This window comes from Rhizobium sp. B21/90, assembly GCF_019355815.1.
GTDB classification, from domain to species: domain Bacteria; phylum Pseudomonadota; class Alphaproteobacteria; order Rhizobiales; family Rhizobiaceae; genus Rhizobium; species Rhizobium rhododendri.
Genome location: NZ_CP072162.1, coordinates 3,721,067 through 3,738,517, shown reverse-complemented (window position 1 = coordinate 3,738,517; position 17,451 = coordinate 3,721,067). Strand labels below are relative to the sequence as shown.

The window sequence follows — 17,451 nt, the reverse complement described above, 5'->3', positions numbered from 1 at the left end:
TTAGGTCCCCGTGACGTACTCGACCAACGTCGGGTTGCCAGCAAGGGGCTGTCTCAAGCGGCTAGGTAGCCGCGATTGACGCGGAGAGCAAGCTTTGGAGCAGACATGTGGCTCAGGTGACGACCGAATAGCAGATGCTGGCGGTGCCTGAAGCAACCATGCCGATGTCCTGTGCGGCAGCGCGGGAGAGGTCGAGAACGCGTCCGCGGATGAATGGACCGCGATCGTTGACGCGGACGACAACCGTCTTGCCGTTGTTCTTGTTGGTAACGCGGATACGGGTCCCGAAGGCCAGCGAGCGATGGGCAGCGGTCAGCGTCGAAGCATTCATGCGTTCGCCGGAAGCGGTCTTGGAATGTGCTGCATACCAGGATGCGCCTCCACAGCCCGTTGCTGCCGATGCTGTAATAGGATTGATAACAACGCAAGCTGATATAGTTGCGGTGATCGCTAGAATGCGGGAGATAATATTCAAAACAGATTTACCCTCGACGTTGTTGAGCGCCGTGCTTGAACGACGAGGGGCTTAAATCCGGCGAAAAATGGCGAAAAAGTGCTGCACTCGATCACGGAATATTACAGTCAGTAATATTCGTTGTGAAGCCGACAAAAGAAGATGTGAATCAAATTGTCTGTTTTTTGGAAAAAAATGAATGGAATCAGCGAGAAATCAGATGATTATTCTGCCGGCTCAGGCGCGGGCCGGGAGTTCACGATATTTCTGAAATTTCTTTTGCGCGAGCGTCATATTCATTGCCTTAGTTGCGCAAATTTAGAGGCCGTTAACCTTTGCTGTCAGCACTTTTCATCCAGAAAAGCTTCTAAGTAGGAAAATTCAACCCTTTGATCGCATGCGATCCATGGCTTTTCCAGCGATGTCGAGTGCGGTGCGCTTGGGAGAAAATGCGGGTCTCGTCAATCATGACGCGAAAAAATGCATTCGCTCACCCATGGACGAACACGATTTCAGCCGCGCCAGCGACCGGATGACCAGAGTTCGGCAAGCGATGCGCGGTACTCGGGATGGCTGAAATGGAAGCCCAGCGCCTTCAGCCGGCTATTCGATACACGCTTGTTCTCCCCATAGAAGGATCTCGCCATCGGGGATAGTTCGGCCGTCTCGAACGGTGTTTCCGGCGGCGGGGCAATGCCCATGAGCTTTGCCGCTTCCGCCACGATGTCCTGCGGTGGGGCGGGTTCGTCGTCGGTGACATTGAAGATGCCGCCAATGGCGCGATCTGCGAGGAAACGGCTGGCGGCGCCGATGTCTTCAACGCGAATGCGATTGAATACCTGGCCCGGTTTCACGAGCCTGCGTGCCGTACCCTTTTCGAGATTACAGAAGGCGTTGCGGCGCGGACCATAGATACCGGAGAGCCGCAGCACGGCTGTCGGCACCCCGAGTTTGTCGCCGATGGACATCCATCCGTCCTCTGCGGCCACCCGCTCGACGGATCGGTCGGAAACGGGCCTTATCGATGTATCCTCGTCGATCCATGCACCCTTGTGGTCACCATAGACGCCGACGGTCGAAAGGTAGCCGATCCATTGCAACTCGGGCATCAGCGTCGCGATGCGCTCGCCCGCCAGCCGGATCAGTGGATCCCCCGCCTGCCCGGGAGCAATCGACTGCACGAGGTGGGTTGTCTTCCGCATTTCGTCGAGAAGGCGCGGATCCAGCGTTTCGCCGTCGAACAACAGTCCCAAAACTCCTTGCCGTTCAAGCGCCAAACGCTTTTCCTCGGCGCGGGTCGTACCCACGACGGTGTTTTGCGGGCCCGAAAAACTTTTGGCGATGGCTGTGCCGGAATAGCCGCAGCCGAAAATCATTGTGTGCATGACATCATCCTTGCAGCGCGCCACTCCTCGCGCACCTCTTCGTCGAGATCGTCCGGCCTTTCTGCAGCAAATAGCGCAAACTCGCCAGCCGTCATCAGTCGACCCAGGGCCCAGGCCGCCATGCCGCGCACGATGGGCGCGCTGTCGTCGGCAAGCCGCCGGCATGGCTCGATCAATGTCCCGTCGCGCGAATTGCCGGCAGCGATCAGGACGTTACGCGTAAACCTGTCGCGGCCGATACGCTTGATGGGCGAGCCGCTGAAAAAGCTGCGGAAGCTTGCGTCGTCAAGGCCGAGCAGGAGGGCGATCGACGGCTCCCGCAGATCCTCCCGTGCCACCAGCTTCATCTCGGAGGCGCTTGCTGCAAACTTGTTCCAGGGGCAGGCGGCGAGGCAATCGTCGCAGCCGTAGATGCGGTTGCCGATGAGTGGCCGCAGTTGTCGGTCGATCGGCCCCTTGTGCTCGATCGTCAGGTAGGAAATGCAGCGGCGCGCATCGAGTTGGTAGGGAGCTGGAAAGGCATCGGTGGGGCAAGCCGTAAGACAGGCGGTACAGGAACCGCAATGGTCGCTCTCCGGCTCGTCGCTGCCAAGGTCTGCCGTGGTGAACATTGACCCTAGAAACAGCCAGGAGCCATGCGTGCGACTGACGAGGTTGGTGTGTTTTCCCTGCCAGCCCAGCCCGGCTGCGGCCGCCAGCGGCTTTTCCATGACCGGTGCGGTGTCGACGAAGACCTTGACGTCTTCCTTCGAGCGCGCCGCGAAACGGGTGGCAATCTCCTTCAGCCGCCCCTTGATGACATCGTGATAATCGCGGTTGCGGGCATAGACCGAAATCGCAGCCTTGTCCGGCTTGCCAAGGATGCCGCGTGGATCTTCGTCCGGCCCGTAGTTCAGCCCGAATACGACGACCGAGCGCACGTCTGACCAGAGGGCAACCGGACTGGCGCGACGCTCCCGTGTCTCCGCCATCCAGTCCATCGTTCCGTGGAAACCCTCGTCGAGGTAAATACCGAGCCGCGGGCCGGCCTCCTGAATGGAGTCCGGACCGGTAATCCGACAGAGATCGAAGCCCAGTCGCAGGGCTTCCTGCTGGAGGAATGTCTTCAGGCTCCGGCTTCGGGCCGCCGCCTTGTCGGGCCTTGTCGTTGGATCTTCGGTCGCCTCAGGCATGGCGCGCCCCGTTAGAAATCCAGGTCGGTATAATGGGAGACCGGCGACAGGCCACGGACGCGCTCGGTGAGCAGAGGCCGGAAGGAAGGCCGCGATTTCAGGCGTTGATACCAGTCCTTGACGATCGGCACCTCGGCCCAGGCGATCTCGCCCATGTAATCGAGCACGGAGATCGAAGACGCCGCCGCAAGGTCGGCGTAGCTCATCCGCTCGCCGGCCAGCCACTGGCGCGAACCGGCAAGCCAGGTCACGTATTTCAGATGCTGGCGAATATTGGCGCGGGCTGTGCGCATCATCTTCGAATCGGGAGCGCCGCCGCCCTGGGCAGCCGTCATCTGCAGTTTGTAGACCCGTTCGCGCGCGAGAGGCCGTGTTACGTCCTGCTCCATCTTCAGGAGGAACCATTCAGTCAGCCGGCGGATCTCGGCGCGCTGGAAAGGATCTTCGGCAAGCAGGCGCCGATCGCGTTTCAGCACACCATGCGTCTCGTCGAGATATTCCGAAATGACAGTAGCGCCGCACAATGCCCGCATGCTGTCGTCGACATAGACCGGCAGTGTCCCGGCCGGGTTGAGCGCCAGGAAATCATGACGCTTTTCCCAGGTCTGTTCTTCGATCAGATCGGCGTGGAACCCGTATTCCGACAGGATCAGTCGTACGAAGCGAGACGCGGATGACATGGAATGATGATAGAGAGTCGGCATGTAAACTCTGAACTATGGGATTGATGAAGGGCTTGGGCGTGGCTTGTCGTGTGGCTGCCCTAGTCATGACCTGTTTGTTGCAGCTATAGAAGTTTGGTCCCGGCAACACAAGCCAATCGGACCACCCGCCCTTTGACATAGGACACAAGATGGCTGAAGAAACTATCAAGGGCCGATAGGCGGCCCTATCGACAGCGCATCATATCGATAAAAACGGATCCCGTTTTTGCCCCCGCCCACCCCTCCAATCGAGCGAATCCCAACTGGAGACTATTCATGGACTACATCAATGCTGCGCTTCTTGGCATTATAGAGGGTATCACCGAGTTTCTGCCGATCTCGAGCACCGGCCACCTGATCATCGCCGAGCAATGGCTCGGCGCCCGGTCGGAACTTTTCAATATCGTCATCCAGGCTGGCGCCATTCTCGCCGTGACCTTCATCTACTGGCGCCGGTTGATGGATCTGGTGCTCGGTTGGCGGGATCCACGCAACCGATCCTATGCCGCCAAGCTGATCGTCGCCTTCCTGATCACTGCGGTGCTCGGGCTGATCGTCAAGAAGCTGGGCTTCGAATTGCCTGAAACAGTTACGCCAATCGCCTGGGCGCTGATCGTCGGCGGCATCTGGATGATCTTTGCCGAGTGGGCTGCAGCCCGTCGGCCACAATACAAGAGCATCACCTGGTATGTGGCGATCCTCGTCGGCATCGCCCAGATCGTCGCTGGCATCTTTCCCGGCACGTCGCGCTCGGGTGCAACGATCTTCGTTGCCATGCTGGCCGGTACCGGCAATCGTGCCGCCGCGACCGAATTCGCCTTCCTGGTCGGTATTCCGACGATGTATGCGGCCAGTGGCTATGAGTTGCTGAAGACATTCAAGGACGGCGGAGCGGCAGGCGAGGACTGGGGCGCTCTGGCGATTGCCTTCATCGTCTCGACGGTCGTTGCCTTTGTCGCCGTCAAGTGGTTGCTCTCCTATATCCAGAGCAACCGGTTCACGGTGTTTGCCGTGTATCGCATCATTCTCGGCGCGATCCTGCTCGGTCTGGTGGCAGGTGGCATCGTTCGCTGATCAAAGACTTCCAGCATTCGCGCCTGATGGCGCGGATGCGATAGGGCGATTGCTTTGATTTAGCTATTTCCGGGGGGTAGAAGTCAGGAAGCCGGTGGTCATGCGCCGGCTTCTTTTCGTTATCAGTGGGCGATCGATGCGGAATCGATGGAGCCGGTGCTGCATGGATCGACGCCATAAGCAGGCGAGCACTCCCCCTTGAGTGCGGCAACACTGTTCGGTGCCATGAATGAACCGGCAACGATAACCAGAGCCGCACAGACGAAGAGAAGTGCGATTGACTTGCCCATCTAAAAATACCTTTCCGCAATGAATAGCGCGCGTTGAGACCCTTGGGGACGTCGTCCGTCGCGCGGTTTTGTTAATCAGTGGAATGGAAATTAGCAATAAAGGTTCCTGCTGAATTTCCCGTTAATTCGAGTATTCCGGCGCTGCGTCTTTTGGGCAACGCTGCGCGGTGGACAACCGCTCGAAAAGCCCGAAAGAGGCCGTTTTCCGGCCACAAACTAAAGGCGCCGTCTGCGAAATCGCAAACGGCGTCGAGGGCATTTAAAATTTATTTTATGAACCTCAGGCGGCTTTGCCTGTTCCGGAGAACTGCCCGTGAGGACGAAAGCGCACCAGATAGGAGGGGAGCACCGAGGTCAGCATGGTCGGGCGGATGCCCATTGCAGCCAATGTCCGGCCTTCAGCCTCTGCCTCCGGCGACACGATATTGTCGACCTTCAGCAGCGTCACCTGGTCCGGTGTGATCGGTGGCGTGATCAACGGTATCATCGAGGCGACGCTGCCGATCATCGAGGCGACGCCGAACGGGATCGACACCAGCGGCCGCTTGCGGTTTACGACCTTGAGGATGGTCTCGAGACATTCGCGGAAGCTCAGCACTTCGGGACCGCCCAGTTCGTAGATCGTACCCGGTGTCAGCTTGCCATCGACCGCGCGGCCGACGGCCTCGGCAACATCCTCGACATAGACCGGCTGGAACTTCGTCTTGCCGCCGCCAATAAGGGGCAGGGCAGGAGCCAGGCGCGACATATCGGCAAACTTGTTGAAGAAGCCGTCTTCCGGTCCGAAGACGATCGACGGCCGAAGGATGATCGCATCCGGCACGATCGACAGCACTGCGGCTTCCGCCTTGCCCTTGGTACGACCATAGGAGGAGGCCGAGCCACCGTTGGCTCCGATCGCCGAGATATGGGTGAGCTTGGCACCGACTGCGCGGGTGGCCTCGGCAATCGCCCGGCCGCCGAATTCCTGCACGGCGTCGAAGGTGTTGCGACCGCTCTCCGACAGGATGCCAACGCAGTTGACGACGAACTGCGCGCCTTCGACGGCGCGGTCGACAGAGTCGCGATAGCGCAGGTTGGCCTGTACGGCAGAAATCTGTCCGACATTGCCGGCAGTCAGCAGGAAGCCTGCAAGATCCGGCCGCCTGACGGCGACGCGGATGCGATAACCGCGTTTCGCCAACACCCGCACGACATGCCGTCCGACGAAACCGGACCCTCCGAACACGGTGACAAGCGGCGGCAGGTTGGACAGTGTCATGGCAAATTCCTCGAAAGGCTATGGTGCTGATCGCAAAGGTCTTAGCCGAATCGCCACGCGAGGTGAAGGGCCTGCCGTGCCATCAGCGCTGCTGTTTTCTACCCGATGTCGACGGCAAGGCCCTCAACAAGGCTTGGTGACTCACGGGTGAGGCACGAGAGGCTTCAGGTCGCCGTGAGCGCCAGCCATTCAGCGCCCGCATGTGGCCTCCACCGATACCGATCTTTGCCTAACCCGGCGACCCGACCGCGCTTATGCCAAAAGGCGGCAACTCTACGTTTCCGGTACCCGCTTCGACCGTCTGGACGTACGGCGTGAGGTTTGCAATCCATAACAGCCTCTTGCCATCTGGGGCACTGACGTCAAGCCCTAGGACCTTGTCCGGTGCGCTTGAAATGCATTGGATCCAGCGGCTGCCAAAGAGCGCCGCCAGGCCCTGTACGACCCTGTGCAGCGGTCGCATGCCGCCCTCGGCAACAGGTTCGCCCCGGCCGGCGATCAGCCCGAATGGACCTGTCAGCGCCGAAAGGGTCAGGCACTCGAGCCCGGCTTCCACCACCCGCGCCGCATATCCAAGCGCAAAAGCCGCAGCGAAATCGGCATTGTGGCGCGGGTCGCTGTTGGCCATCGCCATCCGGGCGCCAGATGGATTATCCATCGTCCGGCTTCCATAGGGGTTCTGGCGCATGGGAATGGTCGACGGGCCGATACGGTATGGTTTGTCCCCATAGATCGCCCGAACCGATTGGGTGATGAAGGGCAGCGCTTCGAGCGTCTGCATGACGCTGAGATCGTCTGCGGCATGAACGATCGGATTGGTGCAATGCGTGATGAAGTCGAGTTGTTCGGCCGGTACACGCTTGCGGTTGAGTTCTGTGAAATAGCTGAGCATGCCTCCGCCAAGACGGACTCCGGGAAACTCGGCGCGGGCGGCGCTGTAAACCGCCTCCAGCGGCGGGCAAGCCGGCCAAGGGCTTCCCGGAGGCGTCGACTGCCGGTCGATGGAGGGCGAGACGACGACGGCGTCCGGCGAAAAGCCGGCATCGCGCATCCATCCCGCAATCTCTGACAGCTCGTCTGACACGGCCGCACGGCAAGGAGCCGCGATCTCCAGCGTAGTCCGGCCGTGGTGCAGGTTTGTAATGTCGGCAAAATCTGCAAACGCGCCTCTGCCGTGACCTGCGAGCGGATCGAAGTGGAACAGCAACTCCTGCGCTCCGACAGCATTGAGTTGTACGCCCGCCCCGAGCGTCGCAGCCGCTTCCTCGGGCGTCACGACCAGTCCGACGGCAGGCATTTTGCCGAACGCAGGACCGGAAATCAGTCGGATGACGGCAGCCGGTGATACGCTTTTGACCGGAGCCGCTTTTCTGAGATCCGTGACCGTCAGCACGACGCGCTGATGCACCGGGTCGCCGGCCTCGATCCGGTACGGCCATGGCAGCGCAAGCGGCCGCACATAGGTCTTATACGAGGCGTCCGACCAGTTGCGCTGGTCTTCCATCTCGAATGTGTCGCCTTCCATCCGGCATTCAGCGGTCACATCTGGCATAACCTCATGAGTGATGGCGCGCATTTCCAGGAAGGGTTGCCAGGGCTCGATGAGGTCGGGAAAGGTCGACGTCTCCATGCTGCCGTCGACATGGGTGACAGTCACCGGTCGACCGGCAAGGCCGACAATGGGATGGAGGATGCAGAAGCCGCAGCGGCAGGTCTCGAAGCCGCTCTTCGAGACAGCCTCGGCATCAAATCGTAGCTGTCCGCCGGCATTGGCTGAGATGGTCACGAGAATGCGGAGGTCGGTATCATCAGGACCGTCGCATGTGGCTAAATAGCTGACTGAAAAACCGTCGGTTTGCTGATCGATGACGAGGTTGTCGATACGGGGATCGTAGGTCCCCCAGTCGCGGTCGCGCACCAGGAAGGCGACACCCCTGAGCACTTCTACGCCGTCGTAGCGGACTGCGCGAAGATTGCCGCTGGCCAGATCCACCGTCAGACGCCCGGCCAATAGGCGAACGGGCGGAGCCTCACTCCGGTCGGTGCCGTAGAGGGCAAAGGCATCGTCCTGCCTCCTGTCGCCGGTCATTTCAGCATCGCTCCGACATCGACGGTCCTGCCGCTGGCGGCGCTTTCATAGGCAGCTTCGACGAGCGCGAAAGTCTTCAGATTGTCGGCTCCCGAGGTAGATGTCTCCTCGCCTGTCGCCAGTTGCGCGACCCAGTGCTGTTGGAGAGCCAGCACGCTTTCCTGGATATTGTGCCAGGGCCGCGATGCCCAGGAGAGCAGGTTCGGCGAGACATCGCTGACCTCTGTGCCATCGGCGCCGGTGACTTCGAGCCGGTAGCCCTGCAAAAGCCTCAGAGAACCCGCGCTGCCGTCTATCTCGACCAGCGTTTCCGGGAACGGCTCGACTGACTGCTTCGTCGCATAGCTGACGTCGACGATCGAGGTGACGCCGCTTTCGTGGTCGAGCAGCATGGTGGCGACATCCTCCCCCCTGATCGCGGGATTGACGCGCTGCGTGCGCGCCGTCATCGCCTTGACGTCGCCCAGCAGGAAGCGGGCAATATCGAGCGTGTGGATGCCGAGATCCTCGATAATGAAACGCTCGCCTTCTGCCAGGTAGGGCTGCCCGGAAAAGACGTCATAGCCGGATCGAAACGAAAGTCGTCCCCAGAACGGCGTGCCGATCACGCCCGTATCGAGCACCTTGCGCACCGCCTGGATAGGTGTCTGCCAGCGAAAGTTCTCGTGCACCATTAGCGGGACGCCGGCCCGTCCGCAGGCTGCGACCATAGCCTTGGCATCGTCGAGTGTTTTAGCAAACGGCTTCTGGCAGATCACCGGCACCCTGTGGCTTGCCGCCATTTCCACCAGCGCCCGGTGGCTGGACACGGTAGTGGCGATATCGACGAAATCGAAACCGCCATCGGCAAACAATGCAGCCGCATCGCTATAGCGCCGCGAAATGCCAAACTGGTCACCGACAACTCGGAGCCGCTCCGGATCGCGGTCGCAGATGGTTACGATACGGGCACCGGCCACATCACCCCAGGCATGCATCTGGTTCACCGCGAAGAAGCCGCAACCGATCAGGGCACCGCGCAATTCCGTCATCTCTCAGCCCGCCTTTGCCATCTGCATCAGGGTCACCCGCTGCTGCAATTTCCGCTGCGCCTGGTCGACGACCACGGCGATGATGATGACCAGCCCCTTGATGACCATCTGCCAGAAGGACGAAACGCCCATCATCACCAGGCCGTCAGAAAGGATACCGATGACAAAGGCACCAACAATGGTGCCGCCGATCGTGCCCCGTCCGCCCGACATCGACGTCCCGCCCAGAACCGCCGCTGCAATGGCATTCAACTCGAAGCTCTCGCCGGTCGCCGGATGCGCCGCCATCAGCTCCGACGATATGACGATACCGACGATAGCGGCGCAGAGGCCGGAAAACATGTAAACGAAGATCTTGACGAGATCGACCCGCACACCGGACATCCGAGCGGCGCGCTCGTTGCCGCCGACTGCGAAGATGTGGCGTCCGATGGGCGTCGAGCGCGAGACGTAGGCAGCTGCCAGTGCCAGCACGATCAGGATCCAGATCGAGACAGGCAGGCCGAGAATACGACCGGCGCCGAAAAAGTCGAAGCCGGTGGTGGCGTATTCAGGTCGACCAGTGAGGTTCGGAAATGTCTGGCCATCAGACGAGAGCAGCGCCAGTCCGCGGGCAACATAGAGTGTGCCAAGCGTGGCGATGAACGGCGCGACATTCAGCTTGGTGATCAGCAATCCGTTAATCAGGCCGATGCCGATGCCGACGGCAAGCGTGATCAGCACGATCTCGAACAGGTTGAAATAGACGGTGTAGCCCATCGGCAGGTCGACGCCATTGAGGATCAGCGCACCTGCCACCATCCCGCAGAGCCCGACGATGGAACCAACCGACAGGTCGATGCCGCCCGTGATGATGACGAAGGTCATCCCCATCGCCAGGAAGGCGTTGAGGGCCACATGCTTCGACATCAGGATCATGTTGGCGGTGGATGTGAAATTCGGGGCCGCGAAGGCGAAGAAGATCAACACTGCAAACAGCGCGATGAAGGTGCGCAGTTTCATGATTGTCAGCAGAGCCGAGCCGCTCGAGCGCTTGACAGCCGGTGTAGAAGAGGAGGTGTCCGCTGTCATGATGCGAGTTCCCTTGTATGTCCGTGTCCCTTGGCCGAAGCGGCGATGATGGCCTCTTCCGTTGCGTCGTCACGATTGAAGATTGCAACCAGCTTGCCGTTGCTGAGCACTGCAATGCGGTCGGAAAGCGCCATGACCTCTTCGAGGTCGGAGGTCGAAAACAGGATGGCCAGCCCTTCGCCAGCCAGCCGCCGCATGGTGCGGAAGACGTCCGCCTTGGCGCCGACATCGATGCCGCGGCTCGGCTCGTCCATCAGCAGCACTTTCGGGTTGGTCATCAGCGCCTTGCCGATCACCACCTTCTGCTGGTTCCCGCCTGACATCGAGGTCACCTCGAAATCCGGATTGGGTGCCTTTATCGAAAGCTCCCGGATGCTTTCGCGGATCGCCCGCTTCTCTGCACTGGCATTGATATGGAAGAATTTTGAGAAACGCCCGAGGCTTGCCAGTGTCAGGTTGCTGGCTATCGACAGTATCTGGACCAGGCCCTCGCGCTGCCGGTCCTCCGGGATCAGCGCCAGTCCGCGCCGGATACGTCGCGTGGTGTCGCGCTCGCGCACTTCGTTGCCATCAATATGGATCCTGCCGGTCGATTGCGGGTGGCGCCCCATGATGCATTCGAAGAACTCGCTGCGGCCGGCCCCCATCAGCCCGTAGATGCCCAGAATTTCGCCGGCCTGGACGCTGAGCGAAACATTGTCGACGGCAAGTCCACCGGTGGCGCGTGGCATGGTGATGCCGTCGGCGCGAAACATCTCCTTGCCCATCGCGTGGCCATCGGCCTTGGCAAAGTCCTTTGCGTCCGAACCGATCATCGACCGGACGATCCATTTGGTGTCGATGTCCTTCACCATCGCCTGGCCGGTAATCTGGCCGTCGCGCAGCACGGTGATGTAATCGCCGATGCGCATCAGTTCTTCCAGCCGATGGGAGATATAGACGATGGCCACGCCCTCTGCCTTCAGTTCGGCGATGACCTTGAACAGGATATCGACTTCAGCCGCAGACAGCGCCGAGGTTGGCTCATCCATGATCAGGATGCGGGCATTGAGCGAGATCGCCTTGGCGATTTCCACCAGCTGCTGCTGGCCGATCGGCAAGTCCTCGACCATCGTTTCCGCATCGATCCCGGCGTCCAGCTTCTTCAGGTACTGGTTGGCCTTGGCGACCTGCGCCTTGTGGTCGATGCCGAAGATGCCGCGGGTGATCTCGCGCGTGGCAAAGATGTTTTCGGCGACCGTGAGGTTGGCAAAAAGATTGAGTTCCTGGAAGATCATCCCGATGCCGTTCGCCTGGGCATCGGCCGGACTGTCGAAATGGATCGCCTTGCCGTCCAGGATGATGCGGCCGATGGTCGGCTTCTCGACGCCGGCGATGATCTTCATCAGCGTCGATTTGCCGGCGCCGTTCTCTCCAACCAGCACATTAACGGCGCCGCGCCTGAGTTCCAGGTTGGCGCGCTTGACGGCAACGATGCCGGAATAGACCTTCGTCACATCGTCAAGCCGCAGGATGATATCGTCCGGGGTGAGCGCTTCCATGCTATTGGCCGATAGCAAGTGTTGCGGGTGTCACCAGCGGCAGCTGGCCCGACGTCGGCAGCGGGAAGGCGCCGGTGACCTTCACGGTCTTGCCGGGTAGAGCATCGCGCGGCAGCGCCGAGAGAACGGTAGCATTGACCTTTTCATTGAACGACTTGCCGAACTGCGCCCATTCGATCTGGTTCTTGAACTCGTTGAAATTAACGATGTCGAGACTGTCGCGCAGCGCGGTGCCGCGGATGGCCGGGCCGATCTGTACCTTGAGATCCGCCTTGCCGTCGCCATCGATGTCGACATCGATCGTGGCTGCCCGAGATGTGGTTTCGGCCGCGCTGATCTTGCCTTCGAACTTGACCACGTAGGTCCAGGGCGCATTGCCTTCCTTCTCGCGGTGACCGAACTTGACACCGGCGTCGTCCGGGTTGGCGGCCATAAGTGTCATCACCTGCTTGAAGTCGCCGGCCCGCTTCTCGATGGAGGGCAGGGCCTTGCTCTGCCAGATCGCCTCGACCCTGTCGCCAGGATTGAAGTCGGTCTTCGCAGCTTCGGCAGCTTTTTCAGCGGCTGTCTGCGTCTTGACGATCTTGCAGCCCGGCAAGGCTGCCGCAGCCAGCATCGCCATCAGCAACGCGCCCTTGATCCTCACCATTGGCATGCACTCCACCCGCATCGAATACTGTCTATCAAGGTGACGGAGAGCGGCGCTTGTCGCTCTCCGTCGATGTCAGTCCTGTGAGATCAGTTTTCCAGCGCGAAGGTTTCGAGCTTGTCGGCATTTGCAGCGTTGATCAGCACGCAGTCCATCAACTGCTTTTCTTCTTTTGGCGCCGTCTTGTCCTTGATGTAGGCTGCGGCCTGATCGACGGCCATCTGGGCCTGCGCGTAAGCCGGCTGCATGACGGTTGCCTTGATGCCGCCTGCCTTGATGGAGTCGCGCACGTCATTAGAGCCGTCAAAGCCGACGACGATGACGTCCTTGCGGCCGGCAGCCTGCAGCGCTGCGATCGCGCCCATGGCCATCGTATCGTTGCCGGCGATGACGCCCTGGATTTTCGGATTGGCCTGCAGGATGGTTTCCATCTTGGAATAGCCTTCCGTCTGGCTCCAGTTGGCCGACTGCTGGGCGACCATCTTCATGTCCGGATAATCGTCGATGACATCGTGGTAGCCTTTGGAGCGGATGCCGGCGTTGAGATCGGCTTCACGGCCGAGCAGTTCGACATAGCTGCCCTTTTCGCCCATCAGCTTGACGAACTCTTCGGCACCGAGCTGCGCGCCCTGATAGTTGTTGGAGACGATCTGCGACACGGCAATGCCCGTGGCGTTGATTTCGCGGTCGATCAGGAAGGAGGGAATACCGGCGTCCTTGGCCTTCTTGACGGCAGCGATCGAGGCTTCGGAGCCGGCATTGTCGAGGATGATCGCCTTGGCGCCGCGGCCGATGGCGGTATCGATCAGCTGCGACTGCTTGTTGGCGTCGTCGTCGTGGCTGAGGACCAGCGTGTCGAAGCCGAGCTCCTTGGCGCGGGCTTCTGCACCGACGGATTCTGCCTTGAAGAACGGGTTGTCGAAGGCCGGCGTGATGATGGCGATGAGGTCTGCCGAAAACGCGGGTAAGGCTGTGCCGAGTGCCAGAGCGCCGGCAAAGCCCGCGATGATGAGCTTACGTGTCAGTTTCATGATTATCCTCCCAGATGTGAAAATCAGCCCCGTTTCCCGGACAGGGCTGTCGAAGAAGGGAGAGCGGGTGCTCTCCCTGGTATCAGGTGATGCGCTGAATGCTGTCAGCGATCTCCTTGGGTTCGAAAACCTTCTTCCAGTCGTCGCGCATCAGCGCCGGAATGCCAAACTCGATGGCCTTGTTGCAGGCATCGGAGAACACGCCCTGCACTTCGCCGAAGATCACAGCGCCGAGCACGTTGAGGTGGCCAAGCAGGAAGTCGCGGGCCGCTTCTTCCGGAACGCCGCGCTTGACGCATTCGTCCATCGCCTGCTTCATGACGACGAGCAGCGAAGCTGCCACCGTTTCCGACAGGCCCGGCTCCAGCATTGCCATCTGGTCGACGGTGACGCGGTGCGAGCGCATGACGGGCGCCCAGATCGTCTTGGCGATTTCCTCGCCGAGGCCATAGGCTTCGTCCGGACCCTGCATCAGGGCGGAGACAATGTGCTGCTTTGCGAAAAGGCCGCCGAAGTGATCTTTCTTTGCCTGCATCTCAGTCTCGTCGTTGAAGATCGGCGGATGGCAGGGGTGGGTGACGAAATAGGTGAGATCCGGCCGCTCGGGGAAGTGACCGGCGAAAGGCGCTGCAGCGTCGAGCGCAACCACCATCGTACCAGGCTTCAGCTTGTCTGCGATGCCGGCGGCAACCTTGCCGATATGCGTGTCCGGAACCGCCAGGATGACGACATCTGCGCCATCGAGGGCGGCGTCGACATCAAGGCAGGTGAGGCCGAGATCATCCTTCAGCCGCGCCTTGCCGGCGTCGCTGATCTCGACGTGACGCACGTCGAACCGCGAACCTTTGAGATTTTTGGCCAGCCGGTAACCCATTTTGCCGCCGGCGCCGAAGAGTGCAATCGAAGTCATGTTTTTCACCCAATCTGTTTGGTGAGGCGACTATATCCAACTGGTATAATGAGTCAATGAGTATATCAGTGGGTGAGCGATATGGCGGCAGATCAGGCCGCGAGCCCATCGCGGATCTGGGCGAAGTAACCGTCAGAACCAACCTGGCCACCCTTAAGCGCGATCTGCAGGCCGTTTGTCGCCGTGTCGTTGCCATGCGCCACACAAAGTGGAGAACCCGGGGTCTGCGGCAGAGGAAGCAGCGTCGTCAGCGCGTCCACATGTAGCTCCTTCAGCGCGTGGCTCGACGTGTCGCCTCCGGCGATTACGGCCCGACCGAGTTTTTCCTCGGTGACCAGCCGATGCAGGATGCCGCCGAGGATGCGTCCGAGCCGATGGCGGCTTCCGGCAATCCGGTCGATATCGCCGCCACGATCGGCCGATGGTCCGAGGGCGGTGTTGAGAATGACACTGTGGCCGCTCTTCAGGCTGGCTAGACCGCTCTGTACCGCGCGCTCGATGGCGCCACTGCCACCTTCGCCGAGCAATTCCAGTGGGTCCAGGTCGATCCCGTCAAAACCGTTGGCCGTTGCATGGCGGATTTGCCGCTCCGTCGTCGGAGAAACGCTACCGGAGACGACTGCGAGCCGGTCAGCTGTGCCGGGAAGCGGAAAGACGCTCGTCCCTGTCGTCAGACCCGTCTTTTTCCAGGCGGCGAGCAACGCGTATTCGATGCCCGAGGAACCGGCGACGAACCAGCCTCCGTCCCTTTTGATCCGCCAAAGCTGGTTCCCGGCCTGCGCCTGGCTCTCGGCGCTGTCGACGTCGAACAGCAGCATGCCGCTGCAATCGCTGGCGAGCGTATCGATCCGGCGGTCGGCATCGACCGACGATAGCACTGCAAGATCGGCTAGCGCTGTTGAAAGCTTCGTTTGAGCCTTGAGATGAATCTGGAGATCAGCCTCCCGCATCGGCGTCACCGGATGCCGGCTCATGACAGGATGGCGGTCTATGCGGAACACCTCGCCTTGGTAGGCGGCAAACAGGTTGCCGAACGCGGTAAACCGCTTCAACTGCGGTGCGCCGACGACAAGGGGAACGAAGGGCTGATCGAAGACTGATTTGCCGATTTCGACCGCCCTGCCAATGCTACCGACTTGGGGGCTGGAATCGAAGGTCGAGCAGACCTTGTAGTGGCAAATGGCGGCATCGAGGCTTTTCAGCCACCTGAATGCAGGCGTCAGATGAGCCTCCATCCATTCCGGCGTCTCGCTGCGGCTGGTGCCGGCAAGGCCGATGGCACGGCAATGACTGAATCGGGAAAGCAACGCCTCGTCGGGCTGGTCCATGAACAGCACCGTATCGACACCGTTGGAAGCCAGCGCTTCCATGACGTCGGTCGAGCCTGTCAGGTCGTCGCCATAGTAGGAGAGCAGCAGATCGCTTCGAGCAGGCACGGTCATTCCCCTTCGCCCCCGAATTTCTTCAGCGAGGCGGCAAGTTCCGGATGGCCCGTGGCATAGGTCGCAAGCGGGATATCGCGGACTGCTGCCTGCCATGCCTGCTGAACGGCCCGCACGCCGGCCGCCGGGCCGCCGGGGTGGCTGACGATTCCACCGCCGCAAAGATACATGAGGTCAGTGGTGCGCCCAGTGCGCTGATAGGTTTCAGGCGCCTGGCCACCCCACTGGCCGGAGCCGGCGACGGGAAGCGCGCAATCGACCTCTGAAAACATCGGCGTGGTCACGGCCGCAAAGGATTCGACGAAGCTCTCGTCCGGCTCCCAGTATTTGACCTTGATGCCGTTGATCTGGAACTGGTCGACGCCGAGCAGCCGCCAGAATTTCTGCCACACCTTGAAATCCAGGCCGATGCCCGGGTGGCGGGTCAGCACGTCCCAGCCGTTGCGATGGGCGTGTAGCACGAGGCCGGAGCGCTTGCGCAGGAACAGCATGCCGCCCATGCCGATCGAATTGATGTTGATGACGGCGCAATTGCCCCCGGCTTCAAGAACCATGTCGTGATTGCGCATCATCTCGTCAGGGTCGGTGTGCGAGATGCCAAAGGCGTACATCACTTTCTTGCCGGTCTTCTGCTCGTGATCGAGGATTAGCGGCATGATGGCCGCGACCCGCTCCTTCAGCGGCGAGTAGGCCGGGCTCATCAGCTTCTCGTCATCCTTGATGAAGTCGACGCCGGATTCGATCAGCTCGCCGACCAAGGCTGCGGTCTCCATCGGACGAAGGCCCAGCGCCGGCTTGACGATGGTGCCGATGATCGGCCTGTCGTAAACGCCGGTGAGCCGGCGGCTGCCGGCCACGCCGAACTGCGGGCCGGGATAGGCATCCCGATAGGGCTCCGGCAGATCGACATCGACGACCCGCAGGCCGGTCATCCCGCGTATCGAAAAGATGCCGCCGATGGCAATGGTCATCAGCGCCGAGAGGTCGGTGCCGACAGCGTCCAGCGGAAATGCGATGTCGACATCGGCGCGGCGGATCGGGCCATGTCCGGCAGCCGCTTCCGGCCAGCTAGGAAACGCGGCATCCTCGAGCGGCCGGATGGCCAGCACGCGGGCAGCAACGCGCGCCTTCAGCTCTTCGGTTTCGCCGGGAACAGCAACAAACGTGCCTGTCGATTGGTCGCTGGCGATCTTTTCCGCCATGGCTTCGATGCTGCCCGGCGTTTCGATGCGGTAGGTGACTTTTATCTGCATGAAATCTCGGTTGCTCCTCTCGCCAATCCCGGAAAAGACTGACGTCAACCGCTCAACTGGTATAATGAGTATTCCATTTAGGCAACAGAAACTT

General features: G+C 60.7%; 16 protein-coding genes. 1 reads left to right on the top strand and 15 read right to left on the bottom strand.

Annotated features, from left to right (window positions below):
* Positions 1-112 precede the first annotated feature (112 nt).
* The 4 genes from J5278_RS18065 to J5278_RS18050 form a co-directional block, all read right to left on the bottom strand.
* The gene (locus J5278_RS18065; protein WP_142823718.1) at positions 113-475 is read right to left on the bottom strand and encodes a septal ring lytic transglycosylase RlpA family protein; all 363 of its coding nucleotides are present in this window, start codon (positions 473-475) and stop codon (positions 113-115) included.
* Between the two features lie 491 nt (positions 476-966).
* Positions 967-1,839 carry an SDR family oxidoreductase gene (locus J5278_RS18060; protein WP_209182522.1) on the bottom strand — a complete coding sequence of 291 codons (873 nt, stop codon included), beginning with the start codon at positions 1,837-1,839 and terminating at the stop codon, positions 967-969.
* Entirely contained in the window at positions 1,827-3,011 is a 1,185-nt protein-coding gene (queG, locus tag J5278_RS18055) for a tRNA epoxyqueuosine(34) reductase QueG (protein WP_209182523.1), read from the bottom strand. The genes J5278_RS18060 and queG overlap by 13 nt, the downstream gene beginning before the upstream one ends.
* A gap of 11 nt (positions 3,012-3,022) precedes the next feature.
* Positions 3,023-3,715 (bottom strand): glutathione S-transferase family protein, encoded by a 693-nt coding sequence (locus J5278_RS18050; protein ID WP_111216170.1) that lies wholly within the window; start codon positions 3,713-3,715, stop codon positions 3,023-3,025.
* A gap of 276 nt (positions 3,716-3,991) precedes the next feature.
* On the opposite strand from J5278_RS18050, the gene J5278_RS18045 reads away from it, so the two are divergent.
* Positions 3,992-4,789 carry an undecaprenyl-diphosphate phosphatase gene (locus J5278_RS18045; RefSeq protein ID WP_111216172.1) on the top strand — a complete coding sequence of 266 codons (798 nt, stop codon included), beginning with the start codon at positions 3,992-3,994 and terminating at the stop codon, positions 4,787-4,789.
* Positions 4,790-4,911: 122 nt separating this feature from the next.
* On the opposite strand, the gene J5278_RS18040 is transcribed toward J5278_RS18045, so the two are convergent.
* From J5278_RS18040 to oiaX, 11 genes are all read right to left on the bottom strand, one after another.
* A complete protein-coding gene (locus tag J5278_RS18040; RefSeq protein WP_162854759.1) occupies positions 4,912-5,079 on the bottom strand; it encodes a hypothetical protein in 168 nt (55 codons plus the stop codon).
* A gap of 280 nt (positions 5,080-5,359) precedes the next feature.
* Positions 5,360-6,340: a complex I NDUFA9 subunit family protein gene (locus J5278_RS18035; protein ID WP_209182524.1), complete on the bottom strand. Its 981-nt coding sequence runs from the start codon at positions 6,338-6,340 to the stop codon at positions 5,360-5,362.
* 229 nt (positions 6,341-6,569) lie between these two features.
* Positions 6,570-8,429: a hypothetical protein gene (locus J5278_RS18030; protein ID WP_209182525.1), complete on the bottom strand. Its 1,860-nt coding sequence runs from the start codon at positions 8,427-8,429 to the stop codon at positions 6,570-6,572.
* On the bottom strand, positions 8,426-9,460 hold the full coding sequence (locus J5278_RS18025; RefSeq protein ID WP_209182526.1) for a Gfo/Idh/MocA family protein: 1,035 nt from the start codon (positions 9,458-9,460) through the stop codon (positions 8,426-8,428). Before J5278_RS18025 ends, J5278_RS18030 begins: the two co-directional genes overlap by 4 nt.
* 3 nt (positions 9,461-9,463) lie before the next feature.
* Positions 9,464-10,531, bottom strand: coding sequence for an ABC transporter permease (locus J5278_RS18020; protein WP_209182527.1), 1,068 nt, complete (start codon positions 10,529-10,531; stop codon positions 9,464-9,466).
* Positions 10,528-12,072: a sugar ABC transporter ATP-binding protein gene (locus tag J5278_RS18015; RefSeq protein WP_209182528.1), complete on the bottom strand. Its 1,545-nt coding sequence runs from the start codon at positions 12,070-12,072 to the stop codon at positions 10,528-10,530. Before J5278_RS18015 ends, J5278_RS18020 begins: the two co-directional genes overlap by 4 nt.
* A 1-nt stretch (position 12,073) precedes the next feature.
* Positions 12,074-12,721: a DUF2291 family protein gene (locus J5278_RS18010; RefSeq protein ID WP_209182529.1), complete on the bottom strand. Its 648-nt coding sequence runs from the start codon at positions 12,719-12,721 to the stop codon at positions 12,074-12,076.
* Between the two features lie 89 nt (positions 12,722-12,810).
* A complete protein-coding gene (locus J5278_RS18005; protein WP_209182530.1) occupies positions 12,811-13,752 on the bottom strand; it encodes a D-ribose ABC transporter substrate-binding protein in 942 nt (313 codons plus the stop codon).
* Between the two features lie 82 nt (positions 13,753-13,834).
* The gene (locus tag J5278_RS18000) at positions 13,835-14,662 is read right to left on the bottom strand and encodes a phosphogluconate dehydrogenase C-terminal domain-containing protein (protein WP_209182531.1); all 828 of its coding nucleotides are present in this window, start codon (positions 14,660-14,662) and stop codon (positions 13,835-13,837) included.
* Between the two features lie 92 nt (positions 14,663-14,754).
* On the bottom strand, positions 14,755-16,032 hold the full coding sequence (locus tag J5278_RS17995; RefSeq protein ID WP_247748975.1) for a four-carbon acid sugar kinase family protein: 1,278 nt from the start codon (positions 16,030-16,032) through the stop codon (positions 14,755-14,757).
* Positions 16,033-16,100: 68 nt separating this feature from the next.
* On the bottom strand, positions 16,101-17,357 hold the full coding sequence (oiaX, locus tag J5278_RS17990; RefSeq protein ID WP_209182533.1) for a 3-oxo-isoapionate-4-phosphate decarboxylase OiaX: 1,257 nt from the start codon (positions 17,355-17,357) through the stop codon (positions 16,101-16,103).
* Positions 17,358-17,451 lie beyond the last annotated feature (94 nt).

Bases quoted from the DNA above. Each gene is read 5' to 3' on its own strand.
- J5278_RS18005 (WP_209182530.1), bottom strand. From the start codon at position 13,752: ATGAAACTGACACGTAAGCTCATCATCGCGGGCTTTGCCGGCGCTCTG.
- J5278_RS18060 (WP_209182522.1), bottom strand. From the start codon at position 1,839: ATGCACACAATGATTTTCGGCTGCGGCTATTCCGGCACAGCCATCGCC.
- J5278_RS18025 (WP_209182526.1), bottom strand. From the start codon at position 9,460: ATGACGGAATTGCGCGGTGCCCTGATCGGTTGCGGCTTCTTCGCGGTG.
- J5278_RS17995 (WP_247748975.1), bottom strand. From the start codon at position 16,032: ATGGAAGCGCTGGCTTCCAACGGTGTCGATACGGTGCTGTTCATGGAC.
- oiaX (WP_209182533.1), bottom strand. From the start codon at position 17,357: ATGCAGATAAAAGTCACCTACCGCATCGAAACGCCGGGCAGCATCGAA.
- J5278_RS18010 (WP_209182529.1), bottom strand. From the start codon at position 12,721: ATGGTGAGGATCAAGGGCGCGTTGCTGATGGCGATGCTGGCTGCGGCA.
- J5278_RS18000 (WP_209182531.1), bottom strand. From the start codon at position 14,662: ATGACTTCGATTGCACTCTTCGGCGCCGGCGGCAAAATGGGTTACCGG.
- J5278_RS18035 (WP_209182524.1), bottom strand. From the start codon at position 6,340: ATGACACTGTCCAACCTGCCGCCGCTTGTCACCGTGTTCGGAGGGTCC.
- J5278_RS18030 (WP_209182525.1), bottom strand. From the start codon at position 8,429: ATGACCGGCGACAGGAGGCAGGACGATGCCTTTGCCCTCTACGGCACC.
- J5278_RS18020 (WP_209182527.1), bottom strand. From the start codon at position 10,531: ATGACAGCGGACACCTCCTCTTCTACACCGGCTGTCAAGCGCTCGAGC.
- J5278_RS18015 (WP_209182528.1), bottom strand. From the start codon at position 12,072: ATGGAAGCGCTCACCCCGGACGATATCATCCTGCGGCTTGACGATGTG.
- J5278_RS18040 (WP_162854759.1), bottom strand. From the start codon at position 5,079: ATGGGCAAGTCAATCGCACTTCTCTTCGTCTGTGCGGCTCTGGTTATC.
- queG (WP_209182523.1), bottom strand. From the start codon at position 3,011: ATGCCTGAGGCGACCGAAGATCCAACGACAAGGCCCGACAAGGCGGCG.
- J5278_RS18050 (WP_111216170.1), bottom strand. From the start codon at position 3,715: ATGCCGACTCTCTATCATCATTCCATGTCATCCGCGTCTCGCTTCGTA.
- J5278_RS18045 (WP_111216172.1), top strand. From the start codon at position 3,992: ATGGACTACATCAATGCTGCGCTTCTTGGCATTATAGAGGGTATCACC.